The sequence below is a fragment of the Pseudodesulfovibrio piezophilus C1TLV30 genome (assembly GCF_000341895.1).
GTDB lineage: Bacteria > Desulfobacterota > Desulfovibrionia > Desulfovibrionales > Desulfovibrionaceae > Pseudodesulfovibrio > Pseudodesulfovibrio piezophilus.
Genome location: NC_020409.1, coordinates 3615648 through 3628622, shown reverse-complemented (window position 1 = coordinate 3628622; position 12975 = coordinate 3615648). Strand labels below are relative to the sequence as shown.

At 48.7% G+C, this 12975-nt stretch carries 12 protein-coding genes; 10 read left to right on the top strand and 2 right to left on the bottom strand.

The genetic code is table 11. The annotated features are described in order from the left end of the window. The 6 genes from ahbD (at position 1) to BN4_RS16800 (ending at position 5403) form a co-directional block, all read left to right on the top strand. A complete protein-coding gene (gene ahbD, locus BN4_RS16830) occupies positions 1-1203 on the top strand; it encodes a heme b synthase (RefSeq protein ID WP_015416619.1) in 1203 nt (400 codons plus the stop codon). Position 1204: 1 nt separating this feature from the next. After that, entirely contained in the window at positions 1205-1654 is a 450-nt protein-coding gene (gene ahbA, locus BN4_RS16825; RefSeq protein WP_015416618.1) for a siroheme decarboxylase subunit alpha, read from the top strand. Between the two features lie 18 nt (positions 1655-1672). After that, complete coding sequence (locus BN4_RS16820; RefSeq protein WP_015416617.1) at positions 1673-2002, top strand: hypothetical protein; 330 nt, start codon at positions 1673-1675, stop codon at positions 2000-2002. A gap of 240 nt (positions 2003-2242) precedes the next feature. After that, the gene (gene rpe / locus BN4_RS16810) at positions 2243-2893 is read left to right on the top strand and encodes a ribulose-phosphate 3-epimerase (protein WP_015416616.1); all 651 of its coding nucleotides are present in this window, start codon (positions 2243-2245) and stop codon (positions 2891-2893) included. 63 nt (positions 2894-2956) lie between these two features. Further along, positions 2957-4888: an ATP-binding cassette domain-containing protein gene (locus BN4_RS16805; RefSeq protein ID WP_015416615.1), complete on the top strand. Its 1932-nt coding sequence runs from the start codon at positions 2957-2959 to the stop codon at positions 4886-4888. 23 nt (positions 4889-4911) lie between these two features. Beyond that, complete coding sequence (locus BN4_RS16800; RefSeq protein WP_015416614.1) at positions 4912-5403, top strand: GNAT family N-acetyltransferase; 492 nt, start codon at positions 4912-4914, stop codon at positions 5401-5403. A 157-nt stretch (positions 5404-5560) separates the two neighbouring features. Here the strand turns inward: BN4_RS16800 and BN4_RS16795 are convergent, their stop codons facing one another. Next, positions 5561-8578, bottom strand: coding sequence for a proline dehydrogenase family protein (locus BN4_RS16795; protein ID WP_015416613.1), 3018 nt, complete (start codon positions 8576-8578; stop codon positions 5561-5563). A 22-nt stretch (positions 8579-8600) separates the two neighbouring features. Next, on the bottom strand, positions 8601-9074 hold the full coding sequence (locus tag BN4_RS16790) for an Lrp/AsnC family transcriptional regulator (protein WP_015416612.1): 474 nt from the start codon (positions 9072-9074) through the stop codon (positions 8601-8603). Positions 9075-9209: 135 nt separating this feature from the next. On the opposite strand from BN4_RS16790, the gene BN4_RS16785 reads away from it, so the two are divergent. Genes BN4_RS16785 through BN4_RS16770 form a run of 4 tightly spaced genes read left to right on the top strand, consistent with a single transcriptional unit; the run spans position 9210 to position 12966 of the window. Next, positions 9210-10370, top strand: coding sequence for an ABC transporter permease (locus BN4_RS16785; protein WP_015416611.1), 1161 nt, complete (start codon positions 9210-9212; stop codon positions 10368-10370). Positions 10371-10374: 4 nt separating this feature from the next. Further along, entirely contained in the window at positions 10375-11181 is an 807-nt protein-coding gene (locus BN4_RS16780) for an ABC transporter ATP-binding protein (RefSeq protein WP_041720499.1), read from the top strand. A 3-nt stretch (positions 11182-11184) separates the two neighbouring features. Next, complete coding sequence (locus BN4_RS16775; protein ID WP_015416609.1) at positions 11185-12336, top strand: MlaD family protein; 1152 nt, start codon at positions 11185-11187, stop codon at positions 12334-12336. A 15-nt stretch (positions 12337-12351) separates the two neighbouring features. Continuing rightward, the gene (locus tag BN4_RS16770; protein WP_015416608.1) at positions 12352-12966 is read left to right on the top strand and encodes an ABC-type transport auxiliary lipoprotein family protein; all 615 of its coding nucleotides are present in this window, start codon (positions 12352-12354) and stop codon (positions 12964-12966) included. Positions 12967-12975 lie beyond the last annotated feature (9 nt).

Sequence of the window (12975 nt, the reverse complement as noted above, 5' to 3'; positions counted from 1 at the left end):
ATGAGTGAACACAAAGGACATCCTGGCGACGGTCATTCCGGTGGCTGCCCTCCAGAGGGACATCCCGGAGGCCATCCCGGTAGTCATCCACATGGTAAGACGCACCCTGGCGCAGAATCCGCACCCAAACGATTTCTGGACGACGGAACAACTCCCATATGCAGACTTGTTGCCTGGGAAGTCACCCGGTCCTGCAATCTGGCCTGCAAACACTGCCGGGCCGAGGCGCACCCGGAACCATACGACGGGGAGCTTTCCACCAAGGAAGCAAAAGCATTGATCGATACATTTCCAGATGTAGGCAACCCGATCATCATCTTCACCGGCGGCGAACCCATGATGCGTCATGATGTATACGAGCTGATCGAGTATGCCAAAACCAAGGGACTGCGCTGTGTCATGGCTCCCAATGGAACATTGATCACACCGGAGACTGCCCAAAAAATGAAAGCCGCCGGGATTGAACGATGCTCGATCTCAATCGACGCCCCTGAAGCAGTGCAACACGATGAATTTCGGGGTGAACTTGGCGCATTTGATGCTTCCATGCGCGGAATTCAATATTTGAAGGACGCAGGTATCGAGTTTCAGATCAACACGACTGTAACCAAAAACAATCTGCATCTCTTCAAAAATATCTTCAATTTATGCGAAGATCTCGGTGCTTCCGCTTGGCATATATTCCTCCTGGTTCCCACAGGAAGAGCGGTCGAACTCGGAACCGAGGTCATTACTGCGGGACAATATGAAGAAGTCCTCAACTGGTTCTATGATTTTCGCAAGACCACCAACATGCAACTCAAAGCAACATGTGCACCGCATTATCACCGGATTCTCCGGCAAAGGGCCAAGGAAGACGGAACCCCCGTGGACTTTCAGAATTTCGGGCTGGACGCGGTTAGCCGAGGCTGTCTCGGCGGCGTCGGTTTTTGCTTCATTTCACACAGAGGCCAGGTACAACCTTGTGGGTATCTGGAACTGGACTGTGGAAATGTCCGGGAAACGCCTTTCCCGGACATCTGGAAACAATCCCAGCAATTCAAGAACTTACGCAACCCCGATGTGTATGATGGAAAATGCGGTTACTGTGAATATGAAAAAGTCTGTGGCGGGTGCCGCGCTCGTGCGCAAACCATGAAAGGACACTACCTTAAAGAAGAGCCTCTCTGTTCCTATACACCGAAAAAAAAGCCAAAGAAGTAATATGGATAATTACGATAAGCAGATACTCGACATCATCCAGTCCCATTTTCCCCTTGCTTCTCGCCCCTATGAAGAGGTGGGGAAACAGGTTGGACTATCTGAGGAAGATGTCCTGAAACGAGTCAGAGATTTAAAAGAGGCAGGCATTATTCGACGCATGGGAGCCAATTTCACGTCCAAAACATTGGGCTGGCAATCGACCTTGTGCGCAGCTTCGGTTCCTCAGGAAAAAATTGAAGAGTTCATTGCTGAGGTCAACCAACATGATGGCGTGACGCACAACTACTTGCGCGAAAACGAATTCAACATCTGGTTCGCCCTCATCGCACCGAATATGGACGCGGTCGAATCCATCCTTAATGGCATCACCGAAAAAACCGGAGTCAAGATTCTGAATCTCCCCGCAGACAAGATGTTCAAGGTTAAAGTTGACTTCAAAATGAACAAGTAAGCACACTTTCGAAGATATATGGAGAAACTCGTCAAGGCACTCCTGCTTGGAACAGCAGCCGGAATTATTGATGTCATTCCTATGGCAATCCAGGGACTCTCATGGCAAACGACTATCTCGACCATGGTACACTGGCAGGCACTGGGTATCATCATAACATTTGCGCGATTACCAATGAACAGTTGGCTTTCAGGCATAACCCTCGCTCTGCTGACAGGTGCCCCTTTGGCGATTTTGACAACGGAACATGATCCTACGGCCTGGATTATACTCTTACTCTCATCCATTGTCCTCGGCAGTGTTCTGGGCCTTATGGCCGAAAAGCTCATAGGCACCAAGCGAAATTAAGAATAATAGGAAGACCCCGCATCTCTTTTTGATGGCGGGGTCTTTTCTCATGCATCTGGGTATTAGAGACACATCCGCTCTATATCTTTGGAAATAACAAGGCTCTTAAAAAAGTCACACGCGCCCTCCTTTCCAAAGAGTTCGTCGGTATTCGACTTATAACAAGCCAACTCTTGCTTACCGAAGCGGTCTCGGATACATACTTTCCAGCAATCAATTCTCTTAATCGGAGTTTCAAGCATGATACTTTCTCCTTCCATGCTCTCCTCGGACTTCGCTAATATGGAATCCGAGTTGAAGGCCTTGGAAAAGGCAGGACTCGAATGGGTCCATCTCGACATCATGGACGGTATGTTCGTCCCTAACATCACTTTCGGGCCACCCATCATCAAAGCCATGCGGGCCAAGTCGAATCTCTTCTTCGACTGTCACCTCATGGTCAATGATCCTGGCCGGTATGTCGAAAGTTTTACCGAAGCGGGAGCCGATCTCATCTGCGTCCATGCGGAAGCGTGTACCCACCTAGAGCGTGTATGCACCCAAATAGCTGAAACCGGTGCCAAACCGGCTGTCGCACTCAATCCACATACCTCTCTTGAAAGTATCCGCTACCTGCTTCCACAACTTTACATGGTTCTGATCATGTCTGTGAATCCCGGATTTGGAGGGCAAAAGTTCATTCCTTTCTGCCTGGACAAGGTCAAGGAACTCAAAGGAATGATCACAGAAGCTGGAGCCGACACTCTTATCCAGATCGATGGTGGAGTAACGGCTGAAAATGCCAGAGAGTTAACGGAAGCAGGCGTCGATGTCCTGGTTTCCGGCTCTGCATTTTTCGGTCATCCTCCTTATGCCGAGCGTCTCAAGACTTTTCAGAACGCCTGCAAGTAGCAACGAACACCAGATAACTTTTCAGAGGGCTGATCCTTCAGCCCTCTTTTTTTGAGGAATACCATGGCCGTAGTCAGCCTGCGCGATATCTCCATTAATTTCACCGGCACTCTCCTGCTGGATAGCGTTTCCATGCAGATCGAACCAGGGGAAAGAGCCTGCTTACTGGGCCGCAATGGTGAAGGAAAATCAACTCTCCTCGGCATCATAGACGGTTCAGTCTCTCCTGATGGCGGCAGCGTGGACTATGCACGAGGTGCTCGTGTGGCTCTTTTACCTCAGGAAGTTCCTCATGACCTCGGCGGAACAGTTTATGATGTCACAGCCCAAGGCCTGGGAGAAATTGGCAAAAATTTAAGCACCTATCACTCTGCCGCTCGCTCGCTTTCTTTGGAAAAGGGCGATCACGAAGCCCTCTTGACTCAAATGGAAAAGGCACAACACGCACTGGAAGAATCAGGAGGATGGCCGCACCACCAGACCATCGAAACTGTCCTCTCCCATCTGAAACTTGACGGTGAAGAAATTTTTGATTCCCTTTCCGGCGGAACCAAAAGGCGCACCTTACTCGCTCGGGCACTTGTCAGTAACCCAGACTTGTTGATCCTTGATGAACCCACCAATCATCTTGATATCGAATCAATTACTTGGCTCGAAGATTTTCTGCTTAGACAAAATGCAGCCCTTCTCTTCGTGACCCATGACCGGGCCTTTCTGAAACGTATAGCCACGCGTATTATCGAGTTGGACCGAAGCCGCCTCTTCAATTGGGATTGTGACTACGCAACCTACCTCAAACGTAAAGAGGCCGACCTTGAAGCCGAGGCAAAGCAAAATCATAATTTCGATCGCAAACTGGCGGAAGAGGAAACATGGATTCGACAAGGTATCAAAGCTCGTCGGACTCGAAACATGGGACGAGTCAGAGACCTGATCAAAATGCGAGAGGAGCACACAGCCCGTCGAGAGAGAACCGGATCAGTCAAAATGGTCATTCAGGATGCGGAGCGAACAGGAAAACTGGTTGTAGAAGCCAGTCATATTTGCTTCGGATATGAAGATAAAATACTGATAGATAATTTTTCCGCCTCAATCATGCGTGGTGACAAAGTCGGCCTGATCGGACCGAATGGAGTTGGGAAAACGACACTGCTCAATATTCTTCTCGGGTCCATAACTCCTCATTCCGGTTCCATCAGACAGGGAGTCAATCTCCAGATCAGCTATTTCGATCAACTTCGCGAACAGCTGGATGAGACAAAATCCGCACGGCACAATATTGCAGACGGCAACGATTTTGTGGATATCAATGGGCATCGACGACATGTCATGAGTCACCTCAAGGATTTCCTTTTCACCCCAGACCGAGCAAAAGTCCCCGTCTCTGTCCTTTCAGGGGGCGAACGAAACAGGCTCCTGCTGGCTCGCCTTTTTACCAGACCATCTAATGTTCTTGTCATGGATGAACCGACCAACGACCTAGACGTTGAGACTCTCGATTTGCTTGAGGAGCTTCTCATGGATTATCCGGGCACTCTTCTCCTCGTCAGCCATGACAGGGCTTTTCTCAATAATGTGGTCACGTCGACCATTGCTTTCGAGGGAAATGGACATGCCGCAGAATATGTCGGGGGGTATGATGATTGGCTCCGGCAACGCCCAGACAAGCCGTCTCCATCTTCTCGAACATGCAAGCCTCTGATGGAAGAAAGAAAAGAGCCAGACCAAAGACCCAAAAAACTCAGTTACAAAGAAAAATATGAGTTGGAGAAAAAACGGGATCAACTCAAGAAAATGCCCGCAAGGATTGAATCACTGGAGCAGGATATTCAGTCGATTCAAGACAAAATGTCTTCCCCGGACTATTTTAAACATTCGTCTGAAGAAATGGCGACAGATCAAGGTCGCCTTGAAGAGCTTGAAAGAGAATTGGAAACTGCTTACAGCACATGGGAAGACCTTGAAGAAGCCCTTGCAACCACCTCATTGGATTAAACCAACACAACAGGAACACCACAATGAGCGAATTCACTGTAAGAATGGTGGAACCAGACGACCTGACAGCATGTCACACTATTGAATCCCAATCTTTCCCTCCCTGTGAGGCAGCATTGACAACCTCACTGGAAGCACGAATCACCACCTATCCTGAAGGTTTTTTCGTTGCTGAATGTGCCGGAAAGGTTATCGGACAGATCAATAGTGGTTCCACCAGCAAGGATGATATTTCAGACGAAGAATTCAAGCAGCTAATCGGGCATGATCCCGAGGGCTGCAATATCGTCATCTTTTCCCTTTCGGTTTTACCGAAGTACAGAAAACGCGGCATAGGGAGCCTTCTGCTCGCCAGTTTTATTGCCCAGGCCAAGGAGCTTGGAAAATCCAAAGTACTCCTCTTATGCAAAGAGGCGCTCATTGCATATTATGTACGCCATGGTTTCAAGGATGCAGGGCTCTCCGCTTCCACCCATGGCGGAGTCAAGTGGCATGAAATGACCATGACACTTTAACCTCCCGTTTTTGCAATAATACATTGTGTCATTGGGTCTGGTAGGACGTGCTTATTTTCTTGAAAAGCCAGTGCCTGCACTGAATTATCACAGACTCAACAAAAGTCCCCGGCTCGCAGCCTGCGAACCGGGGACTTTTCATTCAAATCAGAAAGGGTCAACTCAACCAGTCATCGCCTTCTTCAATCGGAGCAAATCCCCGTCGGATGGTGTTTTCACACACCAGGCGAGGATCAAGAAACTGAAGCAGGTAATCCGGCCCACCGGACTTCGAACCGACACCAGACATTTTAAATCCACCAAAGGCATGGCGTTCGACCATGGCACCGACTGACGGTTTATTCAGGTAAAGATTCCCAACACGGAATTCATTGGCTGCCCGCTCCAAATGTGCCGGACTCCGAGTGTAGATGGCTCCAGTCAAAGCAAACCGCGTTGAATTGGCAATATCCAAAGCCTCATCCATATCCCCGGCACGCATGACAGCCAGAATGGGACCAAAAACTTCTTCTTGAGCAATTCGATGATCTTTGGCGATCTTTTCAACAATAGTCAGTGGCACATAGCATCCTCCTGTGGCCCTGAGATCTGCTGATGCCTCCAATTTGACGAGCAACTGCCCTTCCTCTTCAGCTATCTTGACATAGCGCAACACATTTTCCTGAGCAGCTCTATCAACAACAGGTCCCATGTAGTTAGCAGGATTCTCAGCCGGACCAAGCTTGACGGATTTGGCGGCCTCTGTCAGGCGTTCGACAAAACGATCATAAATGGCATCAAGGACAATCACTCGTGAACATGCCGAACACTTTTGTCCCTGGAAGCCGAATGCGGAATAGAGTACTCCCAGAACCGCTTCATCAAGATCAGCATCATCATCAATAATAGTGGCATTCTTGCCGCCCATTTCCGCGATCACCTTTTTGCATTGTTGTTGCCCTGGTTGCACCTTGGCAGCACGCTCCTGTATTCGCAGCCCCACCTCCATGGAACCGGTGAATGCAATAACCGCAACATCCGGGTGATCCACCAGATGATCCCCCACTACAGCCCCCCGTCCCGGACAATAGTTGAAAACACCATCAGGCAAACCGGCGGCCTTCCACATTTTGACAAGCCCATGTCCGACACACGATGATATCCCTGCTGGTTTATAGACAACAGGACACCCCGACACAATCGCAGCGGAAACCATGCCCACGGATATGGCCAGAGGAAAATTCCAGGGCGCGATGACGGCAGCGACTCCCTTGCCCTGATAAAAAAGATGACTCATTTCACCCGGAGCATGTCCCATTCGACGGGGTTTACCGAGTCGGATCATTTCACGGGCATAGTATTCCATGAAATCGATGGCTTCCCCAATGTCAGCCTGAGCCTGCTCCCATTGCTTCCCGACCTCGAGAATCTGTACAGCGCAAAGGTCATGTATATTATCCTTGAGATACTGGGCAGCCTTCAATAGGACCTCTGCACGCTCGGCAGGAGAAACATCACGCCATGTCAGATATGCCTTTGAAGCCGCTTCAACTGCATCATCAACTTCTCCAACTCCAGCCTGGCACACAGACCCGATAACTTCTTCCGGATTGGCCGGGTTGTAGGAATCGAGCATGTCTGAAGTCTCTACATCCTTCCCATTGATATAAAGTGGTATTTTTTTGCCAAGCGAACTCCGTAACCGGGCTATAGCCTCAGGGTAAGCTGCTCGCTCTTCTGCAATTGTGAAATCAACTATGGGATAATTCTGAAAACGCGCCAACCCTTCATTGGCTTCCGGAACGATGCATTTACCTTCAAGCTGGCGCCGCAGTGTGACCTCGGGATTTTCAAGCAGGCGATCCATGTCTGCTTCATCGGCAAAAGTCTGTTTCAAGAATGATTCATTTGCCGTATTTTCCAACAATCGACGGACAAGATATGCCATTCCGGGTAATAAATCACCATAGGGACAATAGAGACGCACTCGTTTGGCAACATTTTTCAAACCCTTGCGAACCGGTTCAGCCATGCCATAGAGCACTTGAAATTCGTATTTTTCCTCTGGAACGCCCATGGCTGTCGCCATCTCCAAAACGGCCGAAATAGTCCTGATATTATGGGATGCACAGGCAAAATGACAAATATCACTGTTTTCAAGAATCATCCGGGCGACGCGCTCATAAGCCATGTCTGACTCAGGTTTATGCGTCCAGACCGGCACTTCCCAACCGTTCTGCTTGGCCATGACGGTTTCGTAGTCCCAGTAAGCCCCTTTGACCAAACGAATGGAAGCGGGCAGGTTCTTTTCGCGCGACCAATTGAGCAGATCGCGTACATCGTTATCGACACTCTTGAGATACGCTTGAAAAACAATCCCGAGATGCGGATATTCCGGATACTTGGTGCGAAGTCGCTTGTACAATTCAACAGTGGCTTCCTTGTACTTGAGAGACTCCATGTCAATGCACATGAAACCGCCCATTTCCATAACCTTGCGATAAACAGGCTCGATACGCTCCAACATGCCCTCAGCCGTTCCTTCCATATCAACCGGTTTGGACTGAGAGTAAAAAGCGGAAGGCTTGACTGCGACATTCACTTTGGGAGCATGCCCCCAGTCAAGATCCCCAGAAGAAACTTCAAGGGGCTTCCACTTGTGCACTTCGCTTTGAATCGCTGTCAGCACTTCCAGATAACCATCCAGGTACGCTGCTGATTCCTTTTCACTCACCGTTGCTTCTCCAAGGAGATCAAGAACAAATGTAAAACCATCCTTACGAAGTTTCTTGATCCCTTTGACTGCTTCCTTGGAAACCTGACCGATTATGAACTGCCTCGCCATGGACTCAATATTGGATCGGATTGTCTTGTTCAGGACCTTGGCAACCAACCCACCACCGATTTTTGTTTTTGTCGCTCCCCACTTCAAGACATCCGGAATATTGGAATCCTCGGTTGCGAAATATTCTTCTATATGGCGAGAAAGCGATTCTGATGTGTTCAAGTATGGGAGGACATCAACAAATCTGAACATCTGGACCTTGAAATCTTCATTTTTCATAGCCCAATCCATCACCTTGCCGGTCCACCACCCCTTATTAAAAACAGAAGGAGATTCGCCGGAGATAGAATTAAAAAACTCCCTGCCCCGAGTAATTATTCTCGGATCCAGGGAGGAAAAATCAGTGGTCATCGGAGACTCCTTGAATTACAGTTTATTCGTTAGTTGATGGAAGCGGAATAACTCGTGACTCCTTGACCGTTGTCAAAACAATGGTGGAGTTGGTATCCCGTACAGCCATAATCGTGCCGAATTTAGCCAGTGTCGCTTGAAGAGCTTCAGTGTCCTGCACACGAACTTTGACAAGATAAGAGTCTCGTCCTGCCGTGTAATGGACTTCAAGGACTTCTGGAAATTCCGAAAGCCGTTGCCCGACCTCTGTCGCACCGACCCCTTCTTCCACACGGATTGAAGTGAAAGCGGTCAAGCCACTCCCGAGCCGTTTATGATCCACGATACATTCGTATCCCTTGATAATACCATGCCGACGCAGTTTGCGTACCCGCTCTAAAACGGCAGAAGGAGCTTTGCCTACCTTTCGAGCTATTTCAGCATTGGAAACCCTGCCGTCCTCCTGAAGTATATTCAGGATTTTTAGGTCTAAATCGTCAATCTTTCTATTATTCATAGTTAAAAGAAATATTATTCTTTTGTTTTGCTGTCAAGTCTATATTGAGCCATCGAAAAAAAAGATTCCACTCCGCTTTTCATTTTGACGCTCGTTCGGTATATTTAATGTCCAATTCAGAGAACATTCAAAATCATGGACCTCTCGTTGCAACAAAGCCCACTCCTTCCAGACCTTCCAGGTGCCAGATTCGAAAAGACAACTGACAACCGTGGATTAAAACTGAATCTCTATGGACTATTTGATGCGACAGGCACTGCTCATGTCTGGGAAAACATCATGGAGACAGCCAGGAAAACAACGCATCGATCAATAACAGCAGACTGCTCAGGCATAGTCAGCATGGATGGAGCAGGCATCGCTCTGCTACTCAAAATCAGGGAAGAAGCGATCTTGACAGGCAGGACATTCAACCTGCTGAACCTCAAGGACGAATATGTCAAACTCATCAATCTGACATGGGATTGTGGACTCCCACAGTGGGAACAAACGGAGAAAGAACGACGCGGATTTGTCCAGAGAGTGGGAGAAGCAGCCAATGCAATCCTTGCAGATATTCACGAAATGGTTGCTTTTGTCGGTGAATCTTCAATACTGCTAGGCAAGACTGCACTGCATCCGCAGAGAGTGCGCTGGAAAGACGTTGTCATTTCCTGCATCAATATTGGTGTGGACTCACTCTTCATTATTACTTTGATCGGTTTTTTAATGGGACTGATCATGTCCTTTCAGTCTGCTATCAGCCTACAGCAATTCGGAGGCGAAATATTTGTTCCGAACATGCTGGGGCTTGTCATGTTTCGAGAGATGGGGCCTCTCGTCACTTCCATTCTCCTTGCAGCCAGGTCCGGGTCCGCGTTTGCTGCGGAAATCGGAACCATGAAAATCAATGAGGAATTGGATGCCCTGACAACCATGGGCCTCTCCCCCATGCAATTCATGGTTCTTCCGAAGCTCATATCTGCGGTTGCCATGGTCCCGCTTATGACAATTTTTTTCAATCTCGCCAGCTTGGTAGGCGGCGCTCTGGTCATGCTCTCTCTCGGGTTCCCCCTGGTGACATTTTCATCACGTATCTTCGCAAATCTCGATTTTCTTGATTTCTGGGGCGGCATGCTCAAAGCGGTCGTCTTTGCAATGCTTGTCTCAGGAGTCGGATGCTTGCGAGGGTTGCAAACCCGAAGCGGGGCCAGTGCCGTTGGTCTATCCACGACCAGTGCAGTGGTTTCAGGAATAGTCCTTATAGCATTTGCAGACGGACTTTTCGCCGTTGCTTTCTACTACTTGGGATGGTGATCTGTTGAGCAACAAGCATACCCCCATCATCAGCGTCAAGAATCTCACCTGCGGATATGATGACACCGTCGTGCTGAAAGATATCAGCTTTGATATCATGCAAGGTGAAGTCTTCGTGATTCTGGGTGGCTCAGGCTGTGGGAAATCGACTTTGCTCAAAAACATGATTGGCCTTTACACCCCAATGAAAGGCCATGTTTTCTACGGAGAAAAAGATCTGGTCATTGCCAATGAAACAGACCGGGCAGACATCATTCGTCGTTTCGGAGTCATGTACCAAATGGGAGCCTTGTTCGGGTCCATGTCACTTCTTCAGAACGTCATGCTGCCTTTGGAAGAATTTACCTCCCTCCCTCATGAAGCGATGACGATGATAGCAAAATCGAAACTCGCCATGGTCAATTTGGAAAATGCATTCTACAAAATGCCGTCAGCCCTGAGCGGCGGCATGAAAAAACGCGCGGCCATAGCAAGAGCCATGGCTTTGGATCCCCAAATCCTTTTTCTGGATGAACCAGGAGCCGGGCTTGACCCGATCTCGTCAGCGGAACTGGATGAACTCATACTCAACCTGGCCCACACTCTCGGCATTACTTTTGTTATCGTCACCCATGAATTGGAATCAGTCTATAAAACGGCAGATAGGGTGATAATGCTCGACAAGGATCAAAAATCCATTGTGGCGCAAGGGGACCCTAAAGAACTACGAGACTCTTCGGAGACTCTTTTGGTCAAACGATTCTTTCATCGCATGCCTTCGCTTGGAAAAGCCACGGATGAAGCCAAATGCCTCCCGTTAAATGAAGGATAGAGAATGATACGAAAACAAGACTCTTTCAAACTTGGCGCTTTCATTATTGTCGGCACATGTCTGCTGGTAGCCATTGTCATCGTTCTGGGAGCTGGCAGATACTTTGAGACAAGCTATTCAGTGGAAAGTTACTTTAATGAGTCAGTCAACGGACTGGAAATAGGATCACCTGTCAAACTGAGAGGAGTGCGCATCGGCCGGGTTTCCGACATTGATTTCGTGACCAACATCTATCCACAGGCTAGCGAGCACGATATTCGATACGTGATGGTACGTTGCGATATCAACCCGGATTTATTCCGAGACATGAGCTTTGAAGAGTTCAAAAAATCCATACGCAAAGAAGAAAAGCAGGGCCTTCGAGTTCGTCCCACTTCCCTCGGATTGACGGGGCAGCTCTTCCTCAACTTCGTCTATGTGGACCCACTATCCAACCCTCCCCTCCAGGTATACTGGCAACCCAAAGAAGCCTATATTCCGGCAATTCCAAGTACCCTGAGTCGAATAGAAGGAGCAGTTACCACTATATCTAAGACACTGAAGGGGATTCGTCAGGAAGATATCACCAGTATTATCAGTGACGTCAAATCCATCGTCAATACTCTCGACCGTTTCATGCGCACCAAGGACGGCAAAAAAGCGGGCGACAGGATGCTGACAATTCTCGACCAGACACGTACCCTTCTTTCCAGAACAAATGAATTGCTGGCTTCCCCGGACGCAGATCATATCATCCCCCACGCGGCGAGCGCCATGGCCGGGGTGGATAGGATAATCAACGAATCTTCCGATGACTTGATAGCTGCGGGCGCAGAGGCGAACAAGGCCATGGCGAGCTTCAAACATGCTGCTGATGTCCTCGAAAGAACTCTCTCTGACCCACGTATGGACAAAGCTCTTTCCAACGCTGCCCCGACCCTGGAGAACATCACCATGGCATCGGCAGAACTTGGAGCTGCCGTCACCAAAATACATGCCTTGGTCAACAGACTCAATGGTGTCATGGCGGCAGAAGAGCCGAATATTCATGCAATCTTGCAGGATACTCGTGAAGTCATGCAAAACATCAAGGAGTTGAGTGGTGACGCAAAACGCTACCCTTCCGGTATATTCTTTGGTAAACCGCCAAGCAAATCCTCGCCAGAAAGCAAGTAGACAGGATTCAAGATTATGATGAAAAAATACACCACCCTCTTCTTTCTCATAGCGACCTTGAGCATGAGCGCCTGTGTCAAACTCGGCGGAGAACCGATCGAAAAACGCTATTACCGCATAACTCCGGCCCGTACAGAAACCCCACCTGAAGCGCAGTGCGGAAAAATATTGAAAATCCGTCGACTCTCAGTTTCCGATATCTACAATACTCGTGAATTGGTTTATCAGATGAGCGACGGACGTATTGAATCCGATTTCTACAACATGCTCTTTGTGGCACCTGGCAACATGTTGACCTCGGAACTCCGTAAATGGCTGGCGCAGAGTGGTCATTTTGCCAATGTGATAGAGCCTGGGAGTATGGTTATACCCGACCTGACCCTTGAAGGAGTCGTCAATTCCCTATACGGAGATTACTCAACCGAGCCCCCGAATGCGGTGATTGCCATGCAGTTTTTCCTGGTGGATGAATCAACACCCAACAATGAGATTGTCTTTTCATCAAGTTACAGGCAACGTATTCCGCTCGACAAGTCCGCCCCCGATGAATTGGTCCAGGGGATGACCAAAGGCATCCAGATCATTTTTACCGAACTTGAACTGGATCTGGCCAAAACCGTCCAAAACTGACAACCCAAG